The 25,365-nt window shown below is 39.9% G+C and carries 37 protein-coding genes; 29 read left to right on the top strand and 8 right to left on the bottom strand.

The window, feature by feature from the left end; genetic code table 11:
• Positions 1-115 precede the first annotated feature (115 nt).
• Positions 116-562, top strand: a complete 447-nt coding sequence (gene nikR, locus AA977_RS06170; protein ID WP_000379501.1) for a nickel-responsive transcriptional regulator NikR — start codon at positions 116-118, stop codon at positions 560-562.
• The gene (gene nadD, locus AA977_RS06165; RefSeq protein WP_064434963.1) at positions 555-1,070 is read left to right on the top strand and encodes a nicotinate (nicotinamide) nucleotide adenylyltransferase; all 516 of its coding nucleotides are present in this window, start codon (positions 555-557) and stop codon (positions 1,068-1,070) included. The genes nikR and nadD overlap by 8 nt, the downstream gene beginning before the upstream one ends.
• Here the strand turns inward: nadD and AA977_RS06160 are convergent.
• Positions 1,067-1,828, bottom strand: coding sequence for a J domain-containing protein (locus AA977_RS06160; protein ID WP_064434962.1), 762 nt, complete (start codon positions 1,826-1,828; stop codon positions 1,067-1,069). The genes nadD and AA977_RS06160 overlap by 4 nt on opposite strands.
• A gap of 139 nt (positions 1,829-1,967) precedes the next feature.
• On the opposite strand from AA977_RS06160, the gene mnmA reads away from it, so the two are divergent.
• Complete coding sequence (gene mnmA, locus AA977_RS06155; RefSeq protein WP_064434961.1) at positions 1,968-2,996, top strand: tRNA 2-thiouridine(34) synthase MnmA; 1,029 nt, start codon at positions 1,968-1,970, stop codon at positions 2,994-2,996.
• A 46-nt stretch (positions 2,997-3,042) separates the two neighbouring features.
• On the opposite strand, the gene AA977_RS06150 is transcribed toward mnmA, so the two are convergent.
• Complete coding sequence (locus tag AA977_RS06150) at positions 3,043-4,131, bottom strand: coiled-coil domain-containing protein (protein ID WP_253764824.1); 1,089 nt, start codon at positions 4,129-4,131, stop codon at positions 3,043-3,045.
• 180 nt (positions 4,132-4,311) lie between these two features.
• Between AA977_RS06150 and dnaJ the strand changes: the two genes are divergently transcribed.
• From dnaJ to AA977_RS06135, 3 genes are read left to right on the top strand one after another with little or no spacing between them, the layout of a single operon-like run.
• Positions 4,312-5,421 carry a molecular chaperone DnaJ gene (dnaJ, locus tag AA977_RS06145; protein ID WP_064434959.1) on the top strand — a complete coding sequence of 370 codons (1,110 nt, stop codon included), beginning with the start codon at positions 4,312-4,314 and terminating at the stop codon, positions 5,419-5,421.
• Between the two features lie 10 nt (positions 5,422-5,431).
• Positions 5,432-6,118, top strand: coding sequence for an azaleucine resistance protein AzlC (gene azlC / locus AA977_RS06140; RefSeq protein WP_064434958.1), 687 nt, complete (start codon positions 5,432-5,434; stop codon positions 6,116-6,118).
• Positions 6,112-6,453 carry a branched-chain amino acid transporter permease gene (locus AA977_RS06135; protein WP_064434957.1) on the top strand — a complete coding sequence of 114 codons (342 nt, stop codon included), beginning with the start codon at positions 6,112-6,114 and terminating at the stop codon, positions 6,451-6,453. Before azlC ends, AA977_RS06135 begins: the two co-directional genes overlap by 7 nt.
• 46 nt (positions 6,454-6,499) lie before the next feature.
• Here the strand turns inward: AA977_RS06135 and AA977_RS06130 are convergent, their stop codons facing one another.
• The 4 genes from AA977_RS06130 to crdA are packed head-to-tail and all read right to left on the bottom strand — an operon-like array spanning position 6,500 to position 12,213.
• On the bottom strand, positions 6,500-9,598 hold the full coding sequence (locus AA977_RS06130) for an efflux RND transporter permease subunit (protein ID WP_064434956.1): 3,099 nt from the start codon (positions 9,596-9,598) through the stop codon (positions 6,500-6,502).
• Between the two features lie 2 nt (positions 9,599-9,600).
• Entirely contained in the window at positions 9,601-10,596 is a 996-nt protein-coding gene (locus AA977_RS06125) for an efflux RND transporter periplasmic adaptor subunit (protein WP_064434955.1), read from the bottom strand.
• Positions 10,593-11,831 (bottom strand): copper resistance outer membrane protein CrdB, encoded by a 1,239-nt coding sequence (gene crdB, locus AA977_RS06120; RefSeq protein WP_064434954.1) that lies wholly within the window; start codon positions 11,829-11,831, stop codon positions 10,593-10,595. Before crdB ends, AA977_RS06125 begins: the two co-directional genes overlap by 4 nt.
• A gap of 4 nt (positions 11,832-11,835) precedes the next feature.
• Positions 11,836-12,213, bottom strand: coding sequence for a copper resistance determinant CrdA (crdA, locus tag AA977_RS06115; protein WP_033604203.1), 378 nt, complete (start codon positions 12,211-12,213; stop codon positions 11,836-11,838).
• Positions 12,214-12,398: 185 nt separating this feature from the next.
• Between crdA and fumC the strand changes: the two genes are divergently transcribed.
• The 3 genes from fumC to AA977_RS06100 are packed head-to-tail and all read left to right on the top strand — an operon-like array spanning position 12,399 to position 14,692.
• Positions 12,399-13,790 carry a class II fumarate hydratase gene (gene fumC, locus AA977_RS06110; protein ID WP_064434953.1) on the top strand — a complete coding sequence of 464 codons (1,392 nt, stop codon included), beginning with the start codon at positions 12,399-12,401 and terminating at the stop codon, positions 13,788-13,790.
• Positions 13,791-13,812: 22 nt separating this feature from the next.
• On the top strand, positions 13,813-14,064 hold the full coding sequence (locus AA977_RS06105; RefSeq protein ID WP_064434952.1) for a hypothetical protein: 252 nt from the start codon (positions 13,813-13,815) through the stop codon (positions 14,062-14,064).
• A gap of 28 nt (positions 14,065-14,092) precedes the next feature.
• Positions 14,093-14,692, top strand: coding sequence for a ribonuclease HII (locus AA977_RS06100; protein WP_064435215.1), 600 nt, complete (start codon positions 14,093-14,095; stop codon positions 14,690-14,692).
• On the opposite strand, the gene AA977_RS06095 is transcribed toward AA977_RS06100, so the two are convergent.
• Together AA977_RS06095 and AA977_RS06090 are read right to left on the bottom strand one after the other, a co-directional pair.
• A complete protein-coding gene (locus AA977_RS06095; protein WP_064434951.1) occupies positions 14,678-15,259 on the bottom strand; it encodes a hypothetical protein in 582 nt (193 codons plus the stop codon). The genes AA977_RS06100 and AA977_RS06095 overlap by 15 nt on opposite strands.
• Positions 15,260-15,479: 220 nt before the next feature.
• Positions 15,480-16,568, bottom strand: a complete 1,089-nt coding sequence (locus AA977_RS06090; RefSeq protein WP_064434950.1) for an ATP-binding protein — start codon at positions 16,566-16,568, stop codon at positions 15,480-15,482.
• A 208-nt stretch (positions 16,569-16,776) separates the two neighbouring features.
• Here AA977_RS06090 and rpsJ point away from each other — a divergent pair, with 208 nt between their 5' ends.
• The 20 genes from rpsJ to rplO are packed head-to-tail and all read left to right on the top strand — an operon-like array spanning position 16,777 to position 25,324.
• A complete protein-coding gene (gene rpsJ / locus AA977_RS06085) occupies positions 16,777-17,091 on the top strand; it encodes a 30S ribosomal protein S10 (RefSeq protein ID WP_000411561.1) in 315 nt (104 codons plus the stop codon).
• 33 nt (positions 17,092-17,124) lie between these two features.
• Positions 17,125-17,700 (top strand): 50S ribosomal protein L3, encoded by a 576-nt coding sequence (rplC, locus tag AA977_RS06080; protein WP_000395312.1) that lies wholly within the window; start codon positions 17,125-17,127, stop codon positions 17,698-17,700.
• A gap of 33 nt (positions 17,701-17,733) precedes the next feature.
• Positions 17,734-18,381, top strand: a complete 648-nt coding sequence (gene rplD / locus AA977_RS06075) for a 50S ribosomal protein L4 (RefSeq protein WP_064434949.1) — start codon at positions 17,734-17,736, stop codon at positions 18,379-18,381.
• Positions 18,382-18,384: 3 nt separating this feature from the next.
• Positions 18,385-18,666, top strand: coding sequence for a 50S ribosomal protein L23 (locus AA977_RS06070; protein ID WP_000763611.1), 282 nt, complete (start codon positions 18,385-18,387; stop codon positions 18,664-18,666).
• A 15-nt stretch (positions 18,667-18,681) separates the two neighbouring features.
• Positions 18,682-19,512: a 50S ribosomal protein L2 gene (gene rplB, locus AA977_RS06065; RefSeq protein WP_020972912.1), complete on the top strand. Its 831-nt coding sequence runs from the start codon at positions 18,682-18,684 to the stop codon at positions 19,510-19,512.
• 11 nt (positions 19,513-19,523) lie between these two features.
• Positions 19,524-19,805 carry a 30S ribosomal protein S19 gene (rpsS, locus tag AA977_RS06060; protein WP_000091384.1) on the top strand — a complete coding sequence of 94 codons (282 nt, stop codon included), beginning with the start codon at positions 19,524-19,526 and terminating at the stop codon, positions 19,803-19,805.
• Positions 19,806-19,814: 9 nt separating this feature from the next.
• Positions 19,815-20,183 carry a 50S ribosomal protein L22 gene (gene rplV, locus AA977_RS06055; protein ID WP_000030349.1) on the top strand — a complete coding sequence of 123 codons (369 nt, stop codon included), beginning with the start codon at positions 19,815-19,817 and terminating at the stop codon, positions 20,181-20,183.
• 3 nt (positions 20,184-20,186) lie between these two features.
• Positions 20,187-20,891, top strand: a complete 705-nt coding sequence (rpsC, locus tag AA977_RS06050) for a 30S ribosomal protein S3 (RefSeq protein WP_020972911.1) — start codon at positions 20,187-20,189, stop codon at positions 20,889-20,891.
• Positions 20,892-20,893: 2 nt separating this feature from the next.
• Positions 20,894-21,319 (top strand): 50S ribosomal protein L16, encoded by a 426-nt coding sequence (gene rplP / locus AA977_RS06045; protein WP_000928961.1) that lies wholly within the window; start codon positions 20,894-20,896, stop codon positions 21,317-21,319.
• Positions 21,306-21,506 (top strand): 50S ribosomal protein L29, encoded by a 201-nt coding sequence (rpmC, locus tag AA977_RS06040; protein ID WP_064434948.1) that lies wholly within the window; start codon positions 21,306-21,308, stop codon positions 21,504-21,506. Before rplP ends, rpmC begins: the two co-directional genes overlap by 14 nt.
• 14 nt (positions 21,507-21,520) lie before the next feature.
• The gene (gene rpsQ, locus AA977_RS06035; RefSeq protein WP_033602315.1) at positions 21,521-21,781 is read left to right on the top strand and encodes a 30S ribosomal protein S17; all 261 of its coding nucleotides are present in this window, start codon (positions 21,521-21,523) and stop codon (positions 21,779-21,781) included.
• A gap of 2 nt (positions 21,782-21,783) precedes the next feature.
• Positions 21,784-22,152, top strand: coding sequence for a 50S ribosomal protein L14 (rplN, locus tag AA977_RS06030; RefSeq protein WP_000616110.1), 369 nt, complete (start codon positions 21,784-21,786; stop codon positions 22,150-22,152).
• The gene (gene rplX, locus AA977_RS06025) at positions 22,152-22,373 is read left to right on the top strand and encodes a 50S ribosomal protein L24 (RefSeq protein ID WP_000834238.1); all 222 of its coding nucleotides are present in this window, start codon (positions 22,152-22,154) and stop codon (positions 22,371-22,373) included. Before rplN ends, rplX begins: the two co-directional genes overlap by 1 nt.
• Before the next feature lie 11 nt (positions 22,374-22,384).
• The gene (gene rplE / locus AA977_RS06020) at positions 22,385-22,930 is read left to right on the top strand and encodes a 50S ribosomal protein L5 (RefSeq protein WP_021435478.1); all 546 of its coding nucleotides are present in this window, start codon (positions 22,385-22,387) and stop codon (positions 22,928-22,930) included.
• Positions 22,931-22,939: 9 nt separating this feature from the next.
• Entirely contained in the window at positions 22,940-23,125 is a 186-nt protein-coding gene (locus tag AA977_RS06015) for a type Z 30S ribosomal protein S14 (RefSeq protein WP_001085694.1), read from the top strand.
• Between the two features lie 9 nt (positions 23,126-23,134).
• Positions 23,135-23,530, top strand: coding sequence for a 30S ribosomal protein S8 (rpsH, locus tag AA977_RS06010; RefSeq protein WP_000245802.1), 396 nt, complete (start codon positions 23,135-23,137; stop codon positions 23,528-23,530).
• Positions 23,531-23,540: 10 nt separating this feature from the next.
• Positions 23,541-24,077 (top strand): 50S ribosomal protein L6, encoded by a 537-nt coding sequence (gene rplF, locus AA977_RS06005; protein WP_064434947.1) that lies wholly within the window; start codon positions 23,541-23,543, stop codon positions 24,075-24,077.
• 13 nt (positions 24,078-24,090) lie between these two features.
• Complete coding sequence (rplR, locus tag AA977_RS06000; protein ID WP_000991851.1) at positions 24,091-24,447, top strand: 50S ribosomal protein L18; 357 nt, start codon at positions 24,091-24,093, stop codon at positions 24,445-24,447.
• 14 nt (positions 24,448-24,461) lie between these two features.
• Positions 24,462-24,905 carry a 30S ribosomal protein S5 gene (gene rpsE, locus AA977_RS05995; RefSeq protein ID WP_001860543.1) on the top strand — a complete coding sequence of 148 codons (444 nt, stop codon included), beginning with the start codon at positions 24,462-24,464 and terminating at the stop codon, positions 24,903-24,905.
• Between the two features lie 17 nt (positions 24,906-24,922).
• On the top strand, positions 24,923-25,324 hold the full coding sequence (gene rplO / locus AA977_RS05990; protein ID WP_020972903.1) for a 50S ribosomal protein L15: 402 nt from the start codon (positions 24,923-24,925) through the stop codon (positions 25,322-25,324).
• The last annotated feature ends 41 nt before the right edge of the window (positions 25,325-25,365 follow it).

Genomic DNA, 25,365 nt, shown 5'->3' with positions numbered 1-25,365 from the left:
AACCAACCATTCCAATACCAAGCGAGTTTATACTATAATCGTTAATTTTAAATTAACTCACAGATAGTAGCATGAGCGACTTCTAATAGACTCATGCCAAAAAGGATTTTCTCAAATGGATACACACAATAAAGACGATTCAATCATCCGCTTTTCGGTTTCTTTGCAACAAAATTTGTTGGACGAATTAGACAACCGCATCATTAAAAACGGCTATTCTTCTCGCTCAGAGTTGGTGCGCGACATGATCAGGGAAAAATTAGTAGAAGACAATTGGGCAGAAGATAACCCTAGCAATGAAAGCAAGATCGCCGTGTTGGTAGTGATTTATGACCACCACCAAAGGGAATTAAACCAGCGCATGATAGACATTCAGCATGCCAGTGGGACGCATGTTTTATGCACCACGCACATTCATATGGATGCACATAATTGCTTAGAGACGATTATTTTGCAAGGCAATTCGCATGAAATCCAACGCTTGCAATTAGAAATCGGGGGGCTTAGGGGGGTTAAATTCGCTAAATTGACTAAGGCGTCTAGCTTTGAATACAATGAATAGCGCATTAGAATGCCAAGAATTAGCGCTCTATGGAGGGAGTTTTGATCCCTTGCACAAGGCTCATTTAGCCATTATTGAGCAAACTTTAGAATTATTGCCATTCGCCGAGCTGATTGTCTTGCCCGCTTATCAAAACCCTTTCAAAAAGCCATGTTTTTTGGACGCACAAACCCGTTTTAAAGAATTAGAATTGGCTTTAAAAGGCATGCCTAGGGTGTTGTTGAGCGATTTTGAAATCAAGCAAGAAAAAGCCGTGCCTACGATAGAAAGCGTTTTGCATTTTCAAAAACTCTATGGCCCTAAAACGCTGTATTTAGTCATAGGGGCGGATTGTTTGAGGCATCTTTCTTCTTGGACAAACGCCACAGAGCTTTTAAAAAGGGTGGAATTAGTGGTTTTTGAAAGGATTGGCTATGAAGAGATCCAATTTAAGGGGCGTTATTTCCCTTTAAAAGGCATTGATGCACCGATTTCTTCTAGTGCGATTAGGGCTAGTTTAGGGATTTAAGCGTGTTTTTTGATGTGGCGGTAAGCCTCTTGAATGATCGCAAAACGCTTGGCATAAAGAGCCTTTTTTTCTTTGAGATCGCACAAATCAGGGTGGTAGGTTTTAGCCAATTCCAAATAGCGCTTTTTGACTTCGCTAAAATTTTCATGCTTGATAAACCCTAGCGTTTTATAGCATTCTCTTAATTTTCGTTCGGCTATGGTGGTGTAGCTGTTGTTATCAAAGCCATTAGGGTAGATGAAATCTAAGCATGCGTTATGGACGATCTTATTTTCATGGAGCGTTAAAATGAGTTCCCAAAAACGCTCTGAATCGCCCCTTATATGCAATTCATCTTGGGTTTCTAAAAACACATAGCCGTTAAATTTTTGGCGTAAAAAGCGCTTGGCGATGGGGTGCTTGGTGATAAAAAGCGCGTATTCTGCACTAAAGGTTAAAACTTTCACTTCTATTTTTTCTAAAAGCGTGTTTTGAGCCATGATTTTAATGCGTATGGGCAAGTGGCTTTTTTGCAAAATTTCTTCTAAAGAATGCACGCTAATATCCCTTTCATGCGTGCATTCAAGGGCATGATAAACCCAGTTAAGCAAGTAATTTTTTTTAAAACATTCCGTGTCGTTTAAGATGAGTAATGACGAAGAGAGCATGTGGCACTGGCTGAAATGCTTTTTAGCGTAGTTTAAAACTTTTTTCAATAAAGGGTGGCTGTTAGGGAGCGCGATTTGCGTGAATTTGGCTAACAATTCAATTTTGGCCATTACCCTTTATTCTCCGTGCGTTTTGATGCGATTTTAAAAATCTTAGGCGTATTTTAGCATGCCAATGGTTAAAAAAGGGCAGTTATGAATGGTTTTTGCGCTAGACTACGAACCATAATAATTGAATGAAAGAATAACAATGAAAATAGCGGTATTACTCAGTGGGGGGGTGGATAGTTCTTATAGTGCCTATAGCTTAAAAGAGCAAGGGCATGAATTAGTGGGGATTTATTTAAAGCTCCATGCGAGTGAAAAAAAACACGATTTATACATTAAAAACGCTCAAAAAGCGTGCGAGTTTTTAGGCATTCCTTTAGAGATTTTGGACTTTCAAAAGGATTTTAAAAGCGCAGTTTATGATGCATTCATTGCAGCGTATGAAGAAGGGCAAACCCCTAACCCATGCGCGTTGTGCAACCCTTTAATGAAGTTTGGGCTGGCTTTAGATCATGCTTTAAAATTAGGGTGTGAAAAAATCGCTACCGGGCATTATGCGAGGATTAAAGAAATTGATCAGGTGAGCTACATCAGAGAAGCTTTGGATAAAACTAAAGATCAGAGCTATTTTTTATACGCTTTAGAGCATGAAGTCATCGCTAAATTGGTGTTCCCTTTAGGGGATTTATTGAAAAAAGACATTAAGCCTTTAGCCTTGAATGCGATGCCTTTTTTAGGCACTTTAGAGACTTATAAGGAATCTCAAGAAATTTGCTTTGTGGAAAAAAGCTACATTGACACTTTAAAAAAACATGTTGAAGTGGAAAAAGAGGGCGTGGTGAAAAATTTACAAGGCGAAATCATTGGCACGCATAAGGGCTATATGCAATACACGATTGGCAAACGCAAAGGCTTTAGTGTTAAGGGAGCGTTAGAACCGCATTTTGTGGTTCAAATTGACGCTAAAAAGAACGAGCTAGTCGTGGGTAAAAAAGAAGATCTAGCCACACATTTTCTCAAAGCTCAAAACAAATCTTTGATGAAAGATTTTAAAAGCGGCGAATATTTCATCAAGGCCCGTTACAGAAGCGTTCCTACTAAAGCGTTTGTAAGCTTGAAAGATGGAATGATTGAAGTGGAGTTTAAAGAACCTTTTTATGGCGTGGCTAAAGGGCAAGCCTTGGTGGTCTATGAAGACGATATTGTGCTAGGTGGGGGCGTGATCGTTTAAGGCTTTTATGCTTGTATCCTATAAAAAGGTTTTAAAAACTTAAGCCCTATTCTTGCTTAAAATTTTTAAAGCTAGGGAATCCATGCGGATCTAAGCGGATATTTTTAATAAGGGCTTTTTCAGTGCCAGAATGCCCCTTAAAATCATTGTTAAAATTTAAGGATTTTTTAGTGTGCTGTTTGGCTAGAAGGGCTAAAACTTGGGCGTTTAATGCCATGGTTTCATTTAAAAACGCCATTTGTTTATTCAATTCGCTTAAAAATTCTATATTCAAGGTTTTTAAAGCATGCTCGTAATTGGCTAAAATCAAGGCTTGCTTTTCTTTATTGTTTTTAGCGTTTTTCAATTCCTTGTCCCGCTCTATTAAAGCGTTTTGGTAGCGTTGGTGCAATTGGTTAGCGCATGATTTGAGGTTTTCTTTATCGCATAAAAAATGCGTTTTTAAAGTTTCTAGGCGTTTTTCTAGGGGCAAAAAGGTTTTTAGGGCGTCTTCTTGGGCTTGGATTTGATTTTGAAGCTTGTTTTGGACTTTTTTCAAACGCATGGCTTTATAGGCTTGAAAGTCATGGTTGATGAGGGCGTTGTATTCTAAGGTTTTGTTATGGGCTTGTTGATCTTGGGCTTGGTTTTCTAAAACTTGATCGCACAAGGCGTTTAAAGCGCTCATCAAATCTAGTTTTGAGAACAAATGAGCGAGTTTAGGCTCTTTAAGTAAAAAAAGGGCGTTGTTTTGCTCTTGGACTTCTAAAGCGTTTGAAGCCTCTTCTAAATTCTTAACGCCGCTCAAATAAGGGCAATGCTCTTGCAAAAAAATCATTTGAGATTCTTTGATCAAGCGTTCTTGCTCCACGCTTTCTTTTAGGCTTTTCTCTAAAGCTTGCAATTTTTCTAATTCCAAAGCGCTTTGTTTCAATAACGCATCAGCGTCCATAAGGCGGATCTGACTGGCGTTTAAAAAACGCCTTTGACTATTTAGCGTGCTGTTAGCTTTTTTGATTTCTTTGAGTTGATCCTGGTTGTTAGAAAGCACATTTTGATAGATTTTTAAACTTTCATTGAGTTTATAGAGCATGTCAGCAAGTTGTTCGTTAGAGCGCGAAAGTTTGGCGTTGGTTTGAGAATCAAAGGTCATCATTATCTGCGCGTTTGAAAAAGTTAGAAAAAATACTAAAAAGCGAAAAAATCTCATAAGGTTATCTTTATTACTATAGTTTCATCGTGTTATTTTATCTAAGTTTTTTAGTGCATACAAAACACGCAAACTTATCGCTTTTAAGGTAAAATAAGCGTTTTTGATGCCATTTTTGGAGCGATCGTGGAATTAAGTTATTATGAAATTTTAGAAGTGGAAAAACACAGCAACCAAGAGACGATTAAAAAGTCTTACAGAAAGCTTGCGTTAAAATACCACCCAGACAGAAACGCCGGCGATAAAGAAGCTGAAGAAAAATTCAAGCTCATCAATGAAGCCTATGGGGTGTTAAGCGATGAAAAGAAACGGGCCTTATACGATAGGTATGGCAAGCAGGGCTTAAATCAAGCCGGCACAAGCCAAAGCGATTTTTCTGATTTTTTTGAAGATTTAGGCTCGTTTTTTGAAGACGCTTTTGGGTTTGGCGCTAGGGGGAATAAAAGGCAAAAAAGCGCTATTGCACCGGATTATTTGCAAACCATTAAATTGAGTTTTAAAGAAGCGGTTTTTGGCTGTAAAAAGACGATTAAAGTCCAATACCAAAGCGTTTGTGAAGTCTGCGATGGCACGGGCGCTAAAGATAAAGCCCTAGAAACTTGCAAGCAATGTAATGGGCAAGGGCAAGTGTTTATGCGTCAAGGTTTTATGAGTTTTGCACAAACTTGTGGGGCGTGTAAAGGCAAGGGCAAGATCATTAAAACCCCATGCCAAGCGTGTAAGGGTAAAACCTACATTCTTAAAGATGAAGAAATTGATGCAATAATCCCTGAAGGCATTGATGATCAAAACCGCATGGTGCTTAAAAACAAGGGTAATGAATACGAGAAGGGCAAAAGAGGGGATTTGTATTTAGAAGCGCAAGTCAAAGAAGATGAGCATTTCAAGCGCGAGGGCTGTGATTTATTCATTGAAGCGCCGGTATTTTTCACCACTATCGCTTTAGGGCATACGATCAAAGTGCCGTCTTTAAGAGGAGACGAATTGGAATTAAAAATCCCTAGAAACGCCAGAGACAAACAAACTTTTGTGTTTAGAAATGAGGGCGTGAAACACCCTGAAAGCTCTTATAGGGGGAGTTTGATCGTGGAATTGCAAGTGATTTATCCAAAAAGTTTGAACAAAGAACAGCAAGGGTTATTGGAAAAATTGCATGCGAGTTTTGGCTATGAAGGCGAACCGCATAAAAGCGTTTTAGAAACTTGCATTTCTAAAATTAAAGACTGGTTTAAATGAAAGGTTGTTGATGCATGAGTTTCTAAAAGCCTTTAAAGACGCTCTCCCTCACACCATTTCTATCTTTTTAGGGTATTTGCTTATGGGAATGACCTTTGGGGTGCTTTTAGTCCAGCATGGCTATGATTATAAAGTAGCCCTATTCATGTCGTTATTCATCTATGCTGGGGCGGTCCAATTTGTAGCGATCACGCTTTTAAGCACGCATGCGAGTTTGATGAATGTGCTTGTTGTGAGCTTGTTAGTGAATGCGAGACAGACTTGTTACGCACTCTCCATGCTAGATAGATTTAAAGACGCCAAATGGCGTTTGCCGTATTTAGCGCATGCACTCACGGATGAAACCTTTGCCTTATTGAATTTGTATGCCCCTAAAGAGGGGGTTAGTGAAAAAGACTTTATTTTTAGCATTTCCTTACTCAACCATTCTTATTGGATTTTTGGCTCGTTGGTGGGTTCGTTAGTGGGGTCGCATTTTTCTTTTGACACTCAAGGCATGGAATTTGTAATGACAGCGATTTTTATCGTGTTGTTTATGGAGCAATACAAACGAAACACGAATCATAAAAACGCATGGCTTGGGATCGTTATTGCGATTATTTGTTTAGCGCTTTTTGGGACTGAATACTTTTTGCTCATCGCTTTAGTTTTAATGGTGCTTGCCCTCATTGTTTTTAGGAAGCAGTTGGAATGTTAATGCATTCTATACTCATTATTTTAGTTATCATACTAACGACTTATTTCACGCGCGTTTGGCCTTTTATGGTGTTTAATGCGAAAAACCCGCCCAATGATTTTGTGCGCTATTTGGGCAGGGCTTTATCATGCTCAGTGATAGGCATGCTCGTGGTCTATTGTTTCAAAGACATTCACATTTTAAAACCCCCTTATGGGCTTAATGAAATCATCGCTTTTTTAGCCGTTATTTTTTTGCACCGGATTTTTAAGGCGTTTATTTTAAGCATCACGCTCCCTACCATTCTTTATATGGTTTTAGTCCAAAGCCATGCGCTAGAAAAGATTTTTTTTTAATACGATTGTTATTTGAGGTTAAACCCTAAAAAGATTAAGAATAATTTTAACCCTTAATTTTAGCGTTCTTGATCACAAAATACGCCGTAGGGATAATAAAAAGCGTCAATATAACGCTGCTTATCATGCCCCCTAGCATGGGTGCGGCAATGGATTTCATGATCTCGCTACCCGTGCCATGGCTATACATGATAGGAATGAGTGAAGCTAGAATGCTGAAAAAAGTCATAAGCTTGGGCCTTACCCTAAGCACCGCCCCATGCATGATGGCTTCTTTTAAAGCGGCGCTGTTTTGCTCTTTTAAAGGGGTTTTAATGAATTTTTGAAATGCATCTTCTAAATAGATGATCATCACAATAGCCGTTTCGCTCGCTACCCCTAAAAGGGCTAAAAAGCCCACTAACGCCGCTACGCTCATGTTAAAGCCCATGAGATTCATGAATATCAACCCTCCCAAAAACGCAAACGGCAGAGTGAAAAAGCATAGCAAGGAATTAGTGAAATTCTTTAAAGCAAAGACGATTAAAATAAAAATGATAAACACGCTCACCGGCACGATGTATTGTAAGGTTTTAAACGCCTCTTCTAAATAATGGCTTTCGCCGCTAAATTCATAATAATACCCGCTAGGCAATTGGATTTTTTCTAGCGCTTTTGTGGCGAGTTGTCTGTAAGTATCAGAACTTATACCATTTTGAGGCACAATATAAATAAAATTCACGTTCAAACCCTTTTCGCTTTTCAACACCGCCGGCGAATTGTCGTAATACGCATGGGCCAATTCTCTTAAGGGCAAGTAATTGTAAGCGGTTTTGATGTAGAGGTTTTTTAATTTTTCAATGCTATCTCTTTCTGTATCTTCTAAGCGTAAAGAGATAGGGTAGCTTTCTACGCCCTTAATCATGGTAGTGAGCGTGGCCCCGCCTAAAGCGAATTTAATCGTATCTAACACAGCGTTTTTATTGATGCCATAACGGGCTAGATTTTCATCATTCAAATCCAGCGTGATGTAGTAGCCATTATTAGAACGCTCTGCAAAAACGGACAAACTCTCTTTTAGGGTTTTGAGCTGTTGCTCCATAAGGATCGCTAATTCTTGCAATTTATCCGTATCATTGCCATAGAGCTTGATGCCTAAGGGCGTTCTAATGCCCGTTAAGAGCATGTCTGTCCTCCCACGAATGGGGTAAGTCCATGAGTTGGTCAAGCCTTTTAATTGCAAGGTTTTTTCTAATTTATCCCTAACTTCTTTGTAACTGAGCTTTTCTTTCCATTCGTTTTGTGGCTTTAATTCAATGTAGGTTTCTATCATGGCTAAACCGGCCGCATCGGTGCTGGTGTTAGCGCGCCCCACTTTACCAAAAACCTGTTTGACAAAATCCAATTGCTTGATAGCGCTATTGCTTTTTTTCAAATATTCTAAAGCGGTATCAATGCCCACGCCATTAAGCGTTACGGGCATATACATGATTACCCCTTCATTGATTTGGGGGATAAATTCCCAGTTAAGTTTTTGATACGATACATACAAGCCCCCTAAACCCACAACGCTCGCTATTAAAAAAGCGTATCTAAACTTAAGCACAACCTTCAAGCTCGCGCCATAAATTTTAATGAAAAAAGCGTTAATGGGGTTTTTAGACTCTTCTAAGATCCGCCCTTTAATGAGCCATACCATTAAAATAGGGACTATGGTGATAGAGAGTAGCGCTCCTACTAGCATGGCAAAGGTTTTGGTGTAAGCTAAAGGGGCAAAAAGCTTTTCTTCTTGACCGGTGAGTGCAAAAATTGGCAAGAAAGAAACCACGATAATCATTAAAGCAAAAAATATCGCCCCTCCCACATGCTTAACCCCTTCTATAATGCCATTAACCCTTTGAATATCGTCTTTCATGTCAATGTGTTGCAAATGCTTGTGAGCGTTTTCTACCATCACAATCGCTGCATCCACCATCGCCCCTATAGCGATCGCAATGCCCCCTAAACTCATGATGCTCGCTTCAATATTGAAATAACGCATGAGCAAGAAACTAATGCACACGCTTAAAGGCAGAGTGATAATGACCACTAACGCGCTCCTGAAATGCAACAAAAAAATCGCAATGATGACTAACACGATTGCACTTTCTTCTATGAGCGTGTGGATCAAATTGTCAATGCCTTTTTCAATCAATTCGCTCCTGTCATACACGCTTGTGATTTTCACATCAGGGTTGCTCGCTTGTAAGGTGGCGATTTTTTCTTTAATGGCTTTAAGGACTTTATAAGTGTCAGCGTGATAGCGCACCATCACAATCCCCCCCACCACTTCCTTATTGCCATTAAGATTAGCAGCTCCTCTGCGTGGTTTTGGAACTAGCCTAACGCTGGCTATATCTTTGATTTTTAAAGGGATAGCCCCTTCTTTTTTAAGCACAATTTCTTCTAGATCTTTCAAAGATTGGATATACCCATGCGATCGCACAATTTTTTCAAACCCGTTTTCTAAAATAATACCCCCACCGGTATCGTTATTGGAATTTTTAATCGCGTTAGCGACTTGCTCCAAACTCAAGTTATAGCGGATTAGAGAATCGTTGTTAAGCGTGATTTCATAATCTTTCACAAAGCCCCCCACGCTCGCAACCTCACTCACCCCATCAACCCCTAAAAGCGCATAGCGGTAATAAAAATCTTGCAAGACTTTCAAATCGCTTAAATTCTTGCTATCGCTAGACAGAGCGTATTGATACGCCCAACCAATAGAAGTGGAATCGCTCCCTATTTCCACTTTAGCGTCTTTGGGGAGGTTATTCACTCGGTTTAATTGTTCTAAAACCCTGTCTCTAGCCCAATACAAATTGACGCCGTCTTTAAAAATGATGTAAATCAAACCGCTTTCATAGCTAGAAATCCCCCTAACCGTGTCAATATCAGCGATACTCATAAAAGTAGAAACTAGCGGATAAGTAACCTGCTCTTGCACGATTTTAGGGCTTTGATTGGGGTAAGTGATTTGCACGACCACTTGAGCCGGGCTTAAATCCGGCAAAGCGTCCAAACGAACGCTTTTTATCGCCCACAAAGAGGCTAAAAAAATAAGCAGAGTGATTAAAGCGGTAATGAGCTTGTTTTTAACGCTTAAATCAATGATTTTTTCTATCATTTTTAATAATCCCCATTGTTTTGAGCGTCAGCGTCTAGCACGAATAAAGCGTTATTAGCGACTTCTTCACCCACCTCTAAACCCTCTAAAATTTCATAACTCCCATCGCTCAAGCGAACGGCTTTAATTTCTAGGGGGATTAAACCAAAATCATCTTTTTTAAACACGATAGCTTTCCCCCCCTTAATCAAAACCGCTTCTTTAGGTAAGATCTTCATTTTTTGGGGTTTTTGAAAGATTTCTACTTGAGCGAACATATTAGGGTAATAAAGCCATTTAAGATTAGGCACAGTGAAGCGCGCTTCTAGCATTTTGTCTTGGGGGTTTATGATAGGGTTAATGTTTTCAAGTGCGATTTCTTGCTTTCCTTTAATCCCTTCTACAAACAAGATCGCTTTATGCGTGTTTTTTAAAAACTCTAAATCTTCTTGATTGACTTTAGCCACCGCCCACAATTGGCTTAAATCTATGATCTGAAAAAGTTCCTGCCCTTTTTTAATAAAGCTCCCTTCATTTAAATCCGGGCTTTTTTTAAAAATAACGCCATTGAAACGAGAATGAATGTCTATGGTGTTTTGGACTTTATGGGCGCTGATGATTTTTTCAATGCTAGAGTTTTCTAACCCTAGTAGTTTTAATTTTTCTTTGATCGCTCCCACTTGTTGGTTGAATTTCAATGACGATAATAGCTCGCTTTGGACGCTCACTAATTCAGGGGAATACACGCTCAATAATCTATCGCCCTTTTTAATGGGGGTATAGGTTTTATTTGCATAAAGCTTTTCTACATAGCCATCAAAACGCAGGGTTTGAGAAAAAATCAGCGCTTCATTGGGCTCTAAAAGCGCATAATAGCGTCGGCTTTGAGCGAATTCTTTTTCTATGACTTTAGTGGTGGAAAAATGAAAACGGGTTTGGCTTTTAACTTCTTTTGTCTTTTGAGTATTAGCGCATAAGGGGCTAAAAAGAATCAATCCTAAAAATAAAAGCCGTTTCATTCCAATCCTTTAAGGTTTTGTAAGGACAAATAAGCGCTATTGAGAGCGCTTAAGGTTTCAAGTTGGGTGATTTGAATGTTGATTTTGTCGTTAAAGGCGTTGTAATAAGCGTTGTAATCGCCGCTAGATTTCAAATCAAGCGCATAAATTTGCGCGATTTTTTCATTTTGCCCTACAATTTTATTAAGGGCTTCTAGGTTTTTTTGCAAGGTTTCTAACTTTTTAAGGAGTTTTAGGGCCAGGTGGTGCGTTTTGTTTTTGGTGTTTTTTACTTCGCTTTTAAACGCTAAACTTTCTTTTTTCTTTTGTTCCACTAATTTGGCTTGCTTGCCATAAATAGGCAAGGGGATAGACAAAGCGATGCTAAACATGTCATAGTTATAATATTGTTTGGAGCGGAAATAATACACCCCAGTAACATTCACGTCTTCTAAAAAGCTTTTTTTGGCTAGGGTGATGTCTTTTTGCGATTTTTCTTCATCAAGCCTAGCGATTGCAATATCGTAATTGGTGGCGCTAATTTGATGGAGCTCTTGCTCTTTGTTTAATTCAACATTTTTTGGGGCAATGCTCAAAAGCTCGTTTTCTTTAAAAGTCAATTCACCCATAGAATAATGGCTGCTAGATAGGGCCTCTTCTAAATTGTTTTTTTTGATTTCTAATTGCGATTTTAAAATTTCTAATTTAGCGATCGCTATCAAGTTGGGTGAACTGGAATGGTTGGCTGTATAAAGGGTGTTTTCTAAATTTTTAATCGCTGCGTTTAAAAGCTCTATTTCTTTTTGATTTTTATAATTTTCAATGCCGCTTATCATTAAATTGATCGCTAATTGCTGCTTGGTTTTTTTAAGTTCTAAGATCTTTTTTTGTTTTTCTAAGTCAATCATTTTAGATTGCGTGAGTCTTTTACCATTTAAATCCACTTTTTGAGACAGGCCCAAGCTCATGTTTTGCATTAAGGTGCTATCCAGCCTGAAAAAGTCGCTCACATTAGCGTTGTTATAGCCTAAATACAAAATAGGGTTATCCCATTTGCTGACCACTTTAGCTTGAGAACTTAAAGCGTCAATTTGCTCTTGCAAGGCTTGTATTTTTTGATTTTTAGAAAGGTATTTAGCTACAAAAGATTGGATCTCTAAATCTTTAGCCAAACCCAAACCAACAAGCAGTAACAAAGCTGTTAAAAGGCGTATTGAAACGCCCCTTTTATAGAATGCACTTATAAAAGATAGCATGCCCTTATAAATCCAGGCTAGTTTTAGCGCGATAAACTTGACCCTCTTTAGATTTAATATCCACCCTAACCTGCCATGTCCCGTTCATAGAAAGATTGGTTTTGGCTTCATAAATGCCGTTTTTTTCATTCACTTGCGCCATTTCTTTCATCGCTGGCATGCCAGGCATTTCAGGCATCATAAACTGCACCCTAACGATAGCTTTTTCTAAAGCTTTACCCTTTAGGGTAGGGCTAAGAATAAAAGTATTATCGCCTTTAATGGGGTTACCCACGGATTTGATTTTCACTTCCAAATCATTGGCTTTTAGGGTTTGCTCCCATGCGTTTAAACTCATAACCCCCAACATGCCCGCTAACAATAAAGCGCCTAATTTTTTCATCGTTTTGACCTTTACAATAAGATAACAAGAAAATCCTTGTTGCGAAAGAATGATAACCCTCTTTTGTGTAAAAATTGTGGAAATGGTTTTTTTAAAGAAATGAAAAAATTAGCGTTTTTAAGTAGAAGGTATAGGAGTTTATGCTATTTTTTTAAGGTTTTAAAATCAAATTTCAAAGGATTAATATGCAATTTAGAATCGAACATGACACGATGGGCGAAATTCAAGTAGATGACAGCAAATACTGGGGGGCTCAAACGCAACGCAGTTTTGAAAACTTTAAAATCGGCACTGAAAAAATGCCTAAAGAACTCATTGGCGCGTTTGCAAAGCTTAAAAGAAGTTTAGCGGTTGTCAACCACAAGTTAGGGAAATTGAGCCTAGAAAAATCGCAAGCCATTATCAAGGCGTGCGATTGCATTTTAAAAGGCGAGTTGTGCGGTGAGTTTCCGTTGGCAATATGGCAAACAGGGAGCGGGACTCAAACAAACATGAACCTCAATGAAGTCATTGCCAATAAGGCCACCGAAATTTTAGGGGGCAATTTTAGAGAGAAAAAACTCATCCACCCTAACGATGATGTGAACATGTCTCAAAGCTCTAACGACACTTTCCCTACTGCAATGCACATTGTGAGCGCGTTAGAAATCACGCGCAAATTGCTCCCTAGTTTGGAAAATCTGTTAAAAACCTTTAAAGAAAAAAGCCAACAATTTAAAGAGATTGTCAAAATCGGGCGCACGCATTTGCAAGACGCCACGCCTTTAACTTTGGGGCAAGAATTTAGCGGCTATGCAAGCATGCTAGAGCATTCCAAACAACAAATTTTAGAGAGTTTGGAGCATTTAAGGGAATTAGCCATAGGCGGGACTGCCGTAGGCACCGGGCTAAACGCTCATAAAGAACTAGGCGAAAAAGTGGCTGAAGAATTGAGCCAGTTGAGTGGGGTGAAATTCATTTCTGCGCCTAATAAATTCCATGCACTCACTAGCCATGACGCTATCGCTTATGCGCATGGGGCTTTTAAAGCTTTAGCGGCGAATTTGATGAAAATCGCTAACGATATTAGATGGCTTGCGAGTGGGCCGCGCTGTGGTTTGGGCGAGCTGAATATCCCTGAAAACGAGCCGGGTAGTTCTATTATGCCCGGTAAAGTCAACCCCACGCAATGCGAAGCGATGACAATGGTAGCCGTGCAAGTGATGGGGAATGATACCGCTATTGGCATAGCGGCCAGTCAGGGTAATTTTGAATTGAATGTGTTCAAGCCGGTGATTATTTATAATTTCTTGCAAAGTTTAAGGCTGTTGAGCGATAGCATGGAAAGCTTTAATGCCCATTGCGCGAGCGGCATTGAACCCAACAGAGAAAAAATTGATTATTACTTGCACCATTCTTTAATGCTAGTAACCGCTCTCAACCCGCATGTAGGCTATGAAAACGCCGCTAAAATCGCTAAAAACGCCCACAAAAAAGGCATTTCTTTAAAAGAAAGCGCGGTGGAATTGAAGCTGTTGAGCGCTGAAGATTTTGACAAATTCGTAGTGCCTGAAAAAATGATTGGGCCTAAGGTTTGAAAACCTTGGGTGGGTGCGTGAGATGAATCCTGAAAAAGCCACTAACTGCAAAGAGATTCGTAAGATCTTAAAAGAGGCATTGCATGACAATAAAGATTTGAATCTTTATTTGGAATCTGGAGGTAAGCATGCCAAGCTAATTGGTAGGGGGTATTTTTTGACTATCCCCTCATCACCAAGCGATAGAAAAAGCGTGAAAAACTTTGAAAAAGAATTGACAGAGTTTATTAAGAAACTAAGAGAAAACAGGATAGTGCATGAGGCACATGGATAGAAATTTATATGGGTTTGATTGCGCATCAATGACTTTAGGCATTGATGAAGCGGGTAGGGGGTGTTTGGCCGGTTCGCTTTTTGTGGCTGGGGTGGTGTGTAATGAAAAAACAGCCTTAGATTTTCTAAAAATGGGCCTTAAGGATAGCAAAAAGCTCAGCCCAAATAAGCGTTTTTTCTTGGAAGATAAAATCAAATCGCATGGTGAGGTGGAATTTTGCATCATTAAAAAAAGCGCAGATACAATTGATCGCTTGAGCTTGGGGGTGTGTTTGAAACTCGCTGTGCAAGAAATTTTAGAAACGCTAAGCCCTTTAGCTAATGGAATAAAGATAGATGGCAACACGGCGTTTGGCTTCAACAAACGCTATCCTGATCTGCAAACGATCATTAAGGGCGATGAGAAAATCGCTCAAATCGCTATGGCGTCTGTTTTGGCAAAAACTTCCAAAGATAAAGAAATGCTAGGATTGCACGCCTTGTTTAAGGAATACGGCTGGGATAAGAATTGCGGGTACGGGACTAAAAAACACATGGAAGCGATTAACAAATTGGGGGCTACGCCCTTTCACAGGCATAGCTTCACGCTTAAAAACCGCTCGCTTTTTAAACCATTAGATATGGAATAACGCCTTGTTGAGAATGGCGCTGAGATTAGTGGCGCTCGTTGGAGTGAGATTAACATTTTTCCTTTTAAAGTAAGTGACCAATTCTTCAGGCTGAATGAAAGGGAATTGCACCATAACATACACACGATGGTTGATTTGATCCACATACCTTTTGGCTAAAATGGATTTAGACACTAAAAAATTAAGAAGCCTGAACAAATGGTTGATAGCGTTACTTTTAACTTGCATGGCTCTATAGATGCGTTTTCGCATTTTTTTATTGATGAGAACGCTTTCTAAAGTGCTGTAAGCGTTCATTTTAGCCCTTAAAAGAGCGATTTTTTCAGCGTTTTTTTCAGGGGGCAAGTTGTCATCGTAGAGGATGTAATTGGAGTAAAAATCGTTTTTTTCTTTGACGATAATAGCTGAACCAATGTATTGATTGAGGTAGTTATCATGCTTAAAAAGATTGATTTTAAGCCAACTAGGATAGTCTGCGATGTCTTGAAAACTCTCGGCATGCGCTGTTTGAGCGAAAAGGCTTAGGGACAAAAAGGCGCAGAAACTTAATTTCTTCAATGCGTTCATTATAGCTTCCTTTCTACAAAAGAATATTAAAAATGCCCTACGCTTTTAGGGTAGGTTGGTATTTCTCAAAAAAACGAAATACTAGGATAGCTTATAGTGGGTTAGCTTAAGAAAAAATAAAAAATATAATAATAATTCGCAAAAATGAGTAATAATAAGTATATAAGTATATAAGTATATAAGTATATAAGTATATAAGTATATAAGTATATAATAATTATTATACCAAAATAGATTGAATATCCAAAGAAAAATCAATAAAATTGAGGTGTTTGTAAGAAGAATTATCCGCTAAAATGGGGGCGTTGATGGAAACGACGATAATATTAAAAAACCCATGTTCATTGCACCATGAAAGCTGTTTTTCTAAAAAATGGGGCGTGGGGAAAGCGTGGGCGATGAGGGCGAACTGATTAGCGTTGTTTTTGTGCAAAATGAAAATCCCGTTATCATGAGAGTAAAGCTTGTGGTTGGGGAATTGCTTGTAAAGCTCTAAAAAAACCATGTTTTCAAAAATATTTAAAAGCGATGGGCTAGAAGTTAGGCTATAGGGCAAAGCGAAATCGCACAAATACAATTTGGTTTTATGGTTTTCAAAACTGGGGACTAAAAAAAGGACTCGTTGTTGCTCTAGCGTGTGTAAAAGTTTATAGAGGGTGTCTTTAGAAATTTTAAGCTCTTTTTTGAGTTGCGTATAAAGGTAAAAAACGCTCATGAATTTAGATTGATACGCGCAGATTTTAGCCATTAAAGGGGCGTAAGCTTGAAAGATCAATTTGATATTTTCTTGTTTTTTTAGGATTTTTTCTGGTTCATTTCCGATAAAAAGTGCATCTAAAGCGTTGCCCTCTTTTAAAAAGCGGTTAAACAGAGTGCTTTTAGGGGTGTTGGGCTTGAAAAAGCGGCTGTATTCTTTAAAACTCAACCCTAACGCATAGCACAGGCTAAAATCGGGCGGTATGATAGGGTTTAAAAGGCTAGGGATAAGAATGATTTGAGAAAGCTTTGGCAGGCTAAAATCCAAACGATCCACATTGTCTAAAATGAGTGAGTCCATTTTCTTTTCTAAATGCCATTTTAAAAGCCAAGAACTTAAGATATTTTTATTCAAACGCATGTCGTTGCAATTGATATACACAGGGTTTTTAAAATTTTTTGCTAGTTTGAGCGCGAAAGTGGTTTTACCGGATTTCATCGGGCCTAAAAGGCAGATTTTATCGCTTGAAGGGGGATCTAAAAGAGGGTTGTTTAAATCCGGTTTGTTAGGGGTTTCAAAAGGGCCAAAAGGGTGCAAGCAAGAAAGGGGCATGAACTTCCTTTTAAGGGAATGGAATGGGATAATCGTAGCGCATTTTCTTTATATTTCCTTATAAAAAGGAAGTAAAAATCCCTAAAAAGCGCCTAAAAAGGGTAAAATCTATTGACTAAAGGGTGCATTTTGAGTAGTATTTCAGTTTTTATTTTATTGTTTTATTCTGTTTTAGCAATGAATGAAACGAGTTCTTTTAGGAGAGTTTATGGAAAAAATCAGGTTGAAGCTCAAAGCTTATGACCATAGAGTGTTGGATCGCTCCGTTGTGGCTATCGTGGAAGCCGTGAAGCGTTCGGGTTCTGAAATTAGAGGGCCTATCCCTTTACCGACTAAGAATAAGCGTTACACCGTTTTACGCTCCCCGCATGTCAATAAGGATTCAAGAGAGCAGTTTGAAATTAGGGTTTATAGCCGATTGATTGATATTATTTCGGCCACCCCAGAAACTGTGGATAGCTTGATGAAGTTAGATTTAGCTCCTGAAGTGGATGTAGAAGTAACTTCTATGGAAACGAAGTAGTCCTAACGCAGATAAATAAATTAAGGGTTAGATATGGAATTTTTAGTTCAAAAGATAGGCATGAGCCGCACCATTGATGCTAACAGCACGCCTGTAACCTTGCTTAAAGTCTTGCAAGCGAAAGTGTGCCAGCTAGAAAATGGGAAAGCTTTAGTGGCCTATGCGATGCATAAAAAACACAATAAGGCGATTGAAGGCCAGCAAAAGAAATACCAACTCAGCAAAGAGTTTAACCATTTCGCTACTTTAAAAGCTTCCCAACAAAAAGAGCTTGGCGATTTGGATTTGAGCGCTTTAGAAACGCTTAAAAGGGTTAAAGCGAGCTTTAAAACTAAGGGAAGAGGCTTTGCGGGGGTGATGAAGCGTTGGAATTTCCAAGGCGGGCCTGCAGCTCATGGGAGCCGATTCCACCGCCGTCCTGGTTCTATTGGTAACAGAGAATGGCCAGGAAGGGTGCAAAAAGGTAGGAAAATGGCAGGGCATTATGGCAATGAGCTAGTTACTTGTCAAAACGAGGTGCTCTCTTTTGATAAAGAAAGTATGGTGTTAGTGCTAAAGGGTTCAGTAGCCGGTTTTTCTGGGGCTTATGGGCGCATTAGGGCGTTATAAAACCATCATTGAATATAATATAAAGGGTTTGATATGAGTAAGGCCATCGTTTTAGACAGCCATTTGAAAGAAAAGGGTAGCGTGGAGTTACCCAAAAGATATGAGGGCATTAACAGCCATAACCTCTATCTTTATGTGAAGCACTATTTATCTTCTGTGCGCGCTAATACCGCTAAGAGTAAAAACCGCGCTGAAGTGAGTGGGGGCGGTAGGAAGCCTTGGGCGCAAAAAGGGGGCGGAAGAGCCAGAGCAGGGAGCATCACTTCGCCTGTGTTTGTCGGTGGGGGTGTTTCTCATGGGGCTACGAACAACCGTAACTACAACCTTAAAATCAATAAAAAACAAAAACGCTTGGCTTTAGAATACGCTTTAGAAGAAAAAGCGCAAGCGAATAAGCTTTTTGTGGTGGAAAAAATCGCTATACAAGGCGTGGTTGAAGACAATAAAAGGAAGCATTTGACTAAAGAAGCCAACCAAATGTTCCAGGCTTTAGAGCAACGAGACACTTTGTTTGTGTGCATGAACATGGATGAATACACTGAGTTAGCCTTTAGCAACCTTAAAAAATGCCTTGTTATTGATGCGAGCGAATTGAACGCTTATCTTTTAGCGGCGTTTAGCTCTGTAGTGATGGAAGAAGCAGCGTTTCAGCATGTGGTGCAAGATAAGACAGAGGAGTAAAAAATGGCAGACATCATGGATATAAAGTCAATTCTTTACACTGAAAAGTCATTGGGATTGCAAGAAAAAGGCGTTTTAGTGGTCCAAACGGCTCAACATGTAACCAAAAACCAACTTAAAGAAGTGTTTAAAACTTACTTTGGCTTTGAGCCTTTGAAAATCAATTCTTTGAAACAAGAGGGTAAGGTGAAACGCTTTAGAGGGAAGCTTGGACAAAGAAAGTCGTTTAAGAAATTTTATGTGAAAGTTCCAGAGGGCGCTAGCATTGCCGCCCTTGGCGCGTAGAAAGGAGAAAGCGTTATGGCGATTAAAACTTATAAGCCCTACACCCCAAGCAGACGCTTCATGTCGGTGTTGGATTCTAAAGACATTACCGCAAAAAGCAGTGTCAAAGGCTTACTCACTAAGCTTAAAGCGACAGCAGGGAGGAACAATAATGGGCGCATCACCAGCCGCCACAAAGAAAGAGGGGCTAAAAAACTCTATCGTATTATTGATTTCAAACGCAATAAATACAATATTGAAGGGAAAGTGGCTGCGATTGAGTATGATCCTTACAGAAATGCGCGCATCGCTCTTATTGTCTATCCTGATGGGGATAAACGCTACATCTTACAGCCAAGCGGTTTGAAAGTAGGGGATAGCGTTATCGCTGCTGAAGGCGGGTTGGATATTAAAGCGGGCTTTGCGATGAAGTTGAAAAATATCCCCATAGGAACGGTGGTGCATAACATTGAAATGCATCCGGGGGCTGGCGGGCAATTAGCCAGAAGTGCAGGAATGAGTGCTCAAATCATGGGTAGGGAAAATAAATACACTATCCTTAGAATGCCAAGCTCTGAAATGCGCTACATTTTAAGCGAATGCATGGCGAGCATTGGCGTGGTAGGGAATGAGGATTTTATCAATGTCTCTATCGGTAAGGCAGGGCGTAACCGCCACAGAGGGATTCGCCCACAAACTCGTGGAAGCGCGATGAACCCAGTGGATCACCCGCATGGTGGGGGTGAGGGTAAAACAGGGACAAGCGGTCATCCTGTATCGCCTTGGGGTACTCCAGCTAAGGGCTATAAAACTAGAAAGAAAAAAGCTAGCGATAAGCTCATCATTTCCAGAAAGAAACACAAATAAAGGGTTAAAGAATGTCTAGGTCAATTAAAAAGGGTCCTTTTATAGACGACCACTTGATGAAGAAAACGCTCAAGGCAAAAGAGGGTAAGGATAACCGCCCCATTAAAACATGGTCTAGAAGAAGCACCATTTTGCCTGAAATGATTGGTTTTACTTATAATGTGCATAATGGGAGGGTTTTTATCCCTGTGTATATCACAGAAAACCATGTGGGTTATAAGTTGGGGGAATTCGCTCCTACAAGAACTTTTAAAGGGCACAAAGGCAGTGTCCAAAAAAAGATTGGTAAGTAAGGAGGCAGAATGAGCAAAGCGTTATTAAAATTTGTGCGGTTATCTCCTACTAAAGCCAGATTGATTGCAAGACAAATTCAAGGCATGAACGCTGAATTAGCGATCGCTAGTTTGGAATTTACGCCCAATAAAGCCGCTAGAGTGCTTTCAAAGGTCGTCGCTTCTGCAGTCGCTAATGGCTCTTTAGACGCTAAAAGCGCTCTGATTGTTTCTTGCAGAGTGGATGCTGGCCCTGTGCTTAGGCGCTCCATTCCAAGGGCTAAAGGTAGAGCCACAGCCATTAGAAAACCAACATCTCATGTATTCGTAGAAGTAGCAGAAGGGAAAGAAATGAAATCTTCTAAAAGCCATAAAAAAAATCAAGCAGAGGGTAAGTAGGGCATGGGACAAAAAGTTAATCCGGTAGGTTTAAGATTAGGTATTAATAGGAATTGGACTTCTAGATGGTTCCCTAGCGCTCGCACCGCTCCAAGCAATATTGATGAAGATAATAAGATCAGAAAGTTTCTTAAAAAAGAGCTTTATTATGCAGGCGTGAGCGAAATCGTGATTGAAAGAGCGGCTAAAAAACTGCGCGTTACGGTTGTAGCGGCTCGCCCAGGGCTTATCATTGGTAAGAAAGGCGTGGATATTGAAAAAGTCAAAGAAGGTCTAAAAACGCTCATCAAAAAAGAAGTTTCTATTAATATTAAAGAAGTCAAACGCCCCCAAGCTGACGCGCAATTAGCCGCAGAAAATGTAGCCACCCAACTAGAAAAAAGGGTCGCTTTCCGCCGCGCGATGAAAAAGGTCATGCAAGCGGCGTTAAAATCTGGTGCTAAAGGGGTTAAGGTGCGCGTTTCTGGCCGTTTAGCAGGGGCTGAAATCGCCCGCACTGAATGGTATATGGAAGGGCGCGTGCCTTTACACACTTTAAGGGCTAAGATTGATTATGGCTTTGCTGAAGCGATGACGGTCTATGGTATTATTGGCGTGAAAGTGTGGATTTTCAAAGGGGAAGTTTTGCAAAAAGGTATCCAATTTGAAAAGAAAGAAGAGGCTAAAGAAGAAAGAGAGCCTAGAAGAAGCAGAAGAGGGAGGCAATAATTATGTTAATGCCAAAAAGAACAAAATACAGAAAGCAAATGAAAGGGCGCAATCGTGGGAAAGCCCATCGTGGTAATTCCATTGCGTTTGGGGATATTGCGATTAAAGCCATAGAGCATGGGAGGATTGATTCACGCCAGATTGAATCCGCAAGGGTGGCTATGACAAGGCATATTAAAAGAGCGGGTAAGGTGTGGATTAGAGTGTTTCCGGATAAGCCTTTAACCGCTAAACCTTTAGAAACCAGGATGGGTAAAGGTAAAGGCTCTGTGGAAAAATGGGTGATGAATATCAAGCCTGGCAGGATCGTTTATGAAATGTTGGGCATTGAAGAAGGATTAGCAAGAGAGGCTTTAGCGCTAGCTCAAAGCAAACTTCCTTTTAAAACCAAAATTGTAACTTGTGAGAGCGAAAATGAAATATACTGAATTGAAAGATAAAAGTATCAAGGAATTAGAAGAGTTGTTGCATGCTAAAAAGGCGGAGCTTTTTGAGTTGCGCGTTAAATTAAAAGCCATGCAATTGAGTAATCCTAACGAGATTAAGAAAGCCAGAAGAAATATCGCTCGCATTAACACGGCCATTAACGCGCATCATTCTTCTAGCGTTGAATAAAAAAAGGGTAAGCAATGAATACGAAAGAGCCGCATAAAAGGGTGGTGCAAGGCAAGGTGATCAGCAAGTTTGCTGAAAAAAGTGCTGTGATTCTTGTGGAAAGAAAAGTGGTGCATGAAAAATACCGAAAGATTGTTAAAAAGTTTAAAAAATACACTATCCATGACCAAGACAATCAAGTGAAAGTAGGGGATTTTGTGAGCGCGATTGAGTGCAAGCCACTTTCTAAAACCAAGTCTTTCACGCTTAAAGAAATTTTAGTAGTGGGAGTATAAGCATGATACAGAGTTTTACAAGATTGAATGTCGCTGATAATAGTGGCGCTAAAGAAATCATGTGCATTAAGGTGTTAGGAGGCAGCCATAAACGCTACGCGAGCGTGGGTAGCGTGATCGTGGCTTCTGTGAAAAAGGCTATCCCTAATGGCAAGGTGAAACGAGGCCAGGTGGTGAAAGCCGTTGTGGTGCGAACGAAGAAAGAAATTCAAAGAAAAAATGGTTCTTTGGTGCGTTTTGATGACAATGCAGCGGTGATTTTGGACGCTAAAAAAGACCCTGTTGGCACAAGGATTTTTGGGCCAGTGAGCCGGGAAGTCCGTTACGCTAATTTTATGAAAATCATTTCTCTAGCGCCGGAGGTTGTATAATGAAAAGCGAAATCAAGAAAAATGACATGGTGAAAGTCATTGCAGGAGATGATAAGGGTAAAGTCGCTAAGGTTTTAGCGGTGTTGCCTAAGACTTCTCAAGTGGTTGTTGAAGGGTGCAAAGTGGTGAAAAAAGCGATTAAACCCACTGATGATAACCCTAAAGGGGGCTTTATCCATAAAGAAAAGCCCATGCACATTTCTAATGTGAAAAAAGCTTAAGGAGTTAGGTAGTGTTTGGTTTGAAACAATTTTATCAAAATGAAGTGAAAGCGAAACTCGCTCAAGAATTAGACATCAAAAACCCCATGCTTTTACCCAAGCTAGAAAAAATCGTTATCAGCGTGGGCGCTGGGGCTCATGCAAAAGACATGAAAATCATGCAAAATATCGCGCAAACGATTTCTTTGATCGCAGGGCAAAAAGCCGTTATCACTAAAGCGAAAAAATCCGTTGCAGGCTTTAAGATCAGAGAAGGCATGGCAGTGGGAGCGAAAGTTACTTTAAGAAATAAACGCATGTATAATTTCTTGGAAAAGTTGATTGTGATTTCATTACCCAGAGTGAAGGACTTTAGAGGGATTTCACGAAACGGGTTTGACGGGCGTGGGAATTACACCTTTGGTATCAATGAGCAGTTGATTTTCCCAGAAGTGGTTTATGATGATATTATGGTCAGTCATGGCATGAACATCACGATGGTAACTTCTACAAATAACGATAAAGAAGCGTTCAAGTTATTAGAATTGCTTGGATTGCCTTTTGCAAAAGTGAGATAAGGGGTTAATATGGCTAAAAAATCAATGATAGCAAAGGCTCAAAGGAAACCAAAATTCCAAGTAAGGGCTTATACCAGATGCCGCATTTGCGGGAGACCTCATTCGGTTTATAGGGATTTTGGACTTTGTAGGGTATGCCTTAGAAAAATGGGCAGTGAGGGACTCATCCCAGGCTTAAGAAAAGCTAGTTGGTAAGGATAAGATATGGTAAATGATATAATCGCAGATTCATTAACTCGTTTGAGAAACGCTTCCATGCGTCGCTTGGAATTCACGCAGCTCTATTATGCAAAGATTGTGGTTTCTATCTTGGAGATTTTTAAGGAAAAAGGTTTCATTAAAGATTTCAATATCAAAGATAAAGACAAAAAACAATCGGTTTATGTGCAATTGGCTTATGACGAAAAAGGGCATTCAAAAATCAGCGAAGTGAAGCGCTTAAGCAAGCCCGGTCGTCGTGTGTATAAGCAAAAAAACGAGTTGAAGCGCTTTAAAAATGGCTATGGCGTGATTGTGGTAAGCACTTCTAAAGGGGTGATCACTAACGAAGAAGCTTACAGACAAAATGTCGGTGGCGAAGTGCTTTGCAGCATTTGGTAAAGGATTAGAAATGTCAAGAATCGGGAAAAGAATCATTGAAATTCCAAACTCTGTGCAAGCGAGCGTTGAAGGGAGCAAGCTTCTTTTTAAAAACAATAAAGAAAAGCATGAGTTAGAAACTCACAACCGAGTGAAAATCACGCTTGAAAACAACCAATTGAGCTTCCAACCTGTGGGCGAAGATGCGCAGTCTAGGGCTTATTGGGGGACTTATGGGGCGTTAGCCAATAATATTGTGGTGGGGTTAAGCACCGGTTTTAGTAAGACTTTAGAAGTCAATGGCGTGGGCTATAAAGTGGCTTTAGGCAATAAGACTTTGGATTTGAGTTTGGGCTTTAGCCATCCGGTGAAATACCCCATTCCAGCAGGGATTGAAATGGTGGTGGAAAAAAATACGATCACTATCAAGGGGAGCGATAAGCAAAAAGTAGGGCAAGTCGCCGCTGAGATTAGAAGCTTCAGACCCCCAGAGCCATACAAAGGCAAGGGTGTGAAATACAGCGATGAAGTCATTATCAGAAAAGCTGGTAAAACGGCTAAAAAATAAATAAGGTGGATTGATGAACGCAAAAGCATTATACAAAAAGAAAGCCTTAAGAGATCGCAGGAAATTAAGGATTAAAAGCAAGCTCTTAGGCGATGCATTAAGGCCTAGGGTGAGCGTTTTTCGTTCCAACCGCTATTTCTATGCGCAAGCGATTGATGATGTGAAACAAAACACCATAACGCATATTGATGGCAGGAAAATGGGCTTTAAAAACACGCAAGAAGACGCTAAAAAATTAGGCGCTCTCTTTGCTGAAGAATTGAAAAAAGCAGGGATTGAGCGGGTGGTTTATGACAGGAATGGTTACCTCTATCATGGCGTGGTGGCAGCGTTTGCTGAAAGCTTGAGAGAGAACGGGATCGCTCTATGACAGAAAGGAAAGGTATGGAAGAGATTAACAGAGAAGAGTTTCAAGAAGTCGTTGTGAATATTGGTCGTGTAACCAAAGTGGTTAAGGGTGGTAGGCGCTTCCGCTTTAACGCTTTAGTGGTTGTGGGCAATAAAAATGGGCTTGTAGGCTTTGGTTTAGGCAAGGCTAAAGAAGTCCCTGATGCGATCAAAAAAGCGGTAGATGATGCGTTTAAAAATTTGATTCATGTAACGATTAAAGGCACGACTATCGCTCATGATATTGAGCATAAATACAATGCGAGTCGCATTTTATTGAAACCGGCAAGTGAGGGGACAGGAGTGATTGCTGGGGGTTCAACACGCCCTATCGTGGAATTGGCAGGCATTAAGGATATTTTAACCAAATCTTTAGGCTCTAATAACCCTTATAATGTGGTGCGCGCGACTTTTGACGCTTTAGCTAAAATCAAAGCGTAGTTGAAAAGGATATTACAATGGGATTAGAAAATTTAAAACCCGCTAAAGGTAGCGTTAAAAAAATCAAGCGAGTGGGTCGTGGTCAAGGCAGCGGCATGGGAAAGACGGCCACTAGAGGCGGTAAAGGCCAAACCGCAAGGACAGGTTATAAGGCTAAAAGAGGCTTTGAAGGAGGGCAACAACCCTTGCAACGCCGTTTGCCTAAAATAGGTTTTAGGACTAAAGATTCTCATATCTATTCTATCAATGTGGATAAAAATGAAGCGATCAAGCATTTAGAAGAAATCACTTTTTCAAGCTTGCGTTCTTTGCACCATTTCCCCCTTTATATTGAAGGCGTGAAATTGATCGGTAAAGACGCTAAAACTTTGGCTTCTAAAATTAAAGATGAGAGAATTAAAACAAGCGGGCAGAAATAATGCCTTTGTTTTATCAGCTTGATTGGAGAGGAATAAGTTAT

Source organism: Helicobacter pylori, from assembly GCF_001653455.1.
Classification (GTDB): domain Bacteria; phylum Campylobacterota; class Campylobacteria; order Campylobacterales; family Helicobacteraceae; genus Helicobacter; species Helicobacter pylori_A.
This window is presented reverse-complemented; position numbering and strand designations above follow the sequence as displayed.

What these genes read in the sequence shown, in the direction of transcription:
- nikR (WP_000379501.1), top strand. Translation starts at nt 116, where the DNA reads ATGGATACACACAATAAAGACGATTCAATCATCCGCTTTTCGGTTTCT.
- nadD (WP_064434963.1), top strand. Translation starts at nt 555, where the DNA reads ATGAATAGCGCATTAGAATGCCAAGAATTAGCGCTCTATGGAGGGAGT.
- AA977_RS06160 (WP_064434962.1), bottom strand. Translation starts at nt 1,828, where the DNA reads ATGGCCAAAATTGAATTGTTAGCCAAATTCACGCAAATCGCGCTCCCT.
- mnmA (WP_064434961.1), top strand. Translation starts at nt 1,968, where the DNA reads ATGAAAATAGCGGTATTACTCAGTGGGGGGGTGGATAGTTCTTATAGT.
- AA977_RS06150 (WP_253764824.1), bottom strand. Translation starts at nt 4,131, where the DNA reads ATGATGACCTTTGATTCTCAAACCAACGCCAAACTTTCGCGCTCTAAC.
- azlC (WP_064434958.1), top strand. Translation starts at nt 5,432, where the DNA reads ATGCATGAGTTTCTAAAAGCCTTTAAAGACGCTCTCCCTCACACCATT.
- AA977_RS06135 (WP_064434957.1), top strand. Translation starts at nt 6,112, where the DNA reads ATGTTAATGCATTCTATACTCATTATTTTAGTTATCATACTAACGACT.
- AA977_RS06130 (WP_064434956.1), bottom strand. Translation starts at nt 9,598, where the DNA reads ATGATAGAAAAAATCATTGATTTAAGCGTTAAAAACAAGCTCATTACC.
- AA977_RS06125 (WP_064434955.1), bottom strand. Translation starts at nt 10,596, where the DNA reads ATGAAACGGCTTTTATTTTTAGGATTGATTCTTTTTAGCCCCTTATGC.
- crdB (WP_064434954.1), bottom strand. Translation starts at nt 11,831, where the DNA reads ATGCTATCTTTTATAAGTGCATTCTATAAAAGGGGCGTTTCAATACGC.
- crdA (WP_033604203.1), bottom strand. Translation starts at nt 12,213, where the DNA reads ATGAAAAAATTAGGCGCTTTATTGTTAGCGGGCATGTTGGGGGTTATG.
- fumC (WP_064434953.1), top strand. Translation starts at nt 12,399, where the DNA reads ATGCAATTTAGAATCGAACATGACACGATGGGCGAAATTCAAGTAGAT.
- AA977_RS06105 (WP_064434952.1), top strand. Translation starts at nt 13,813, where the DNA reads ATGAATCCTGAAAAAGCCACTAACTGCAAAGAGATTCGTAAGATCTTA.
- AA977_RS06100 (WP_064435215.1), top strand. Translation starts at nt 14,093, where the DNA reads ATGACTTTAGGCATTGATGAAGCGGGTAGGGGGTGTTTGGCCGGTTCG.
- AA977_RS06095 (WP_064434951.1), bottom strand. Translation starts at nt 15,259, where the DNA reads ATGAACGCATTGAAGAAATTAAGTTTCTGCGCCTTTTTGTCCCTAAGC.
- AA977_RS06090 (WP_064434950.1), bottom strand. Translation starts at nt 16,568, where the DNA reads ATGCCCCTTTCTTGCTTGCACCCTTTTGGCCCTTTTGAAACCCCTAAC.
- rpsJ (WP_000411561.1), top strand. Translation starts at nt 16,777, where the DNA reads ATGGAAAAAATCAGGTTGAAGCTCAAAGCTTATGACCATAGAGTGTTG.
- rplC (WP_000395312.1), top strand. Translation starts at nt 17,125, where the DNA reads ATGGAATTTTTAGTTCAAAAGATAGGCATGAGCCGCACCATTGATGCT.
- rplD (WP_064434949.1), top strand. Translation starts at nt 17,734, where the DNA reads ATGAGTAAGGCCATCGTTTTAGACAGCCATTTGAAAGAAAAGGGTAGC.
- AA977_RS06070 (WP_000763611.1), top strand. Translation starts at nt 18,385, where the DNA reads ATGGCAGACATCATGGATATAAAGTCAATTCTTTACACTGAAAAGTCA.
- rplB (WP_020972912.1), top strand. Translation starts at nt 18,682, where the DNA reads ATGGCGATTAAAACTTATAAGCCCTACACCCCAAGCAGACGCTTCATG.
- rpsS (WP_000091384.1), top strand. Translation starts at nt 19,524, where the DNA reads ATGTCTAGGTCAATTAAAAAGGGTCCTTTTATAGACGACCACTTGATG.
- rplV (WP_000030349.1), top strand. Translation starts at nt 19,815, where the DNA reads ATGAGCAAAGCGTTATTAAAATTTGTGCGGTTATCTCCTACTAAAGCC.
- rpsC (WP_020972911.1), top strand. Translation starts at nt 20,187, where the DNA reads ATGGGACAAAAAGTTAATCCGGTAGGTTTAAGATTAGGTATTAATAGG.
- rplP (WP_000928961.1), top strand. Translation starts at nt 20,894, where the DNA reads ATGTTAATGCCAAAAAGAACAAAATACAGAAAGCAAATGAAAGGGCGC.
- rpmC (WP_064434948.1), top strand. Translation starts at nt 21,306, where the DNA reads ATGAAATATACTGAATTGAAAGATAAAAGTATCAAGGAATTAGAAGAG.
- rpsQ (WP_033602315.1), top strand. Translation starts at nt 21,521, where the DNA reads ATGAATACGAAAGAGCCGCATAAAAGGGTGGTGCAAGGCAAGGTGATC.
- rplN (WP_000616110.1), top strand. Translation starts at nt 21,784, where the DNA reads ATGATACAGAGTTTTACAAGATTGAATGTCGCTGATAATAGTGGCGCT.
- rplX (WP_000834238.1), top strand. Translation starts at nt 22,152, where the DNA reads ATGAAAAGCGAAATCAAGAAAAATGACATGGTGAAAGTCATTGCAGGA.
- AA977_RS06015 (WP_001085694.1), top strand. Translation starts at nt 22,940, where the DNA reads ATGGCTAAAAAATCAATGATAGCAAAGGCTCAAAGGAAACCAAAATTC.
- rpsH (WP_000245802.1), top strand. Translation starts at nt 23,135, where the DNA reads ATGGTAAATGATATAATCGCAGATTCATTAACTCGTTTGAGAAACGCT.
- rplF (WP_064434947.1), top strand. Translation starts at nt 23,541, where the DNA reads ATGTCAAGAATCGGGAAAAGAATCATTGAAATTCCAAACTCTGTGCAA.
- rplR (WP_000991851.1), top strand. Translation starts at nt 24,091, where the DNA reads ATGAACGCAAAAGCATTATACAAAAAGAAAGCCTTAAGAGATCGCAGG.
- rpsE (WP_001860543.1), top strand. Translation starts at nt 24,462, where the DNA reads ATGGAAGAGATTAACAGAGAAGAGTTTCAAGAAGTCGTTGTGAATATT.
- rplO (WP_020972903.1), top strand. Translation starts at nt 24,923, where the DNA reads ATGGGATTAGAAAATTTAAAACCCGCTAAAGGTAGCGTTAAAAAAATC.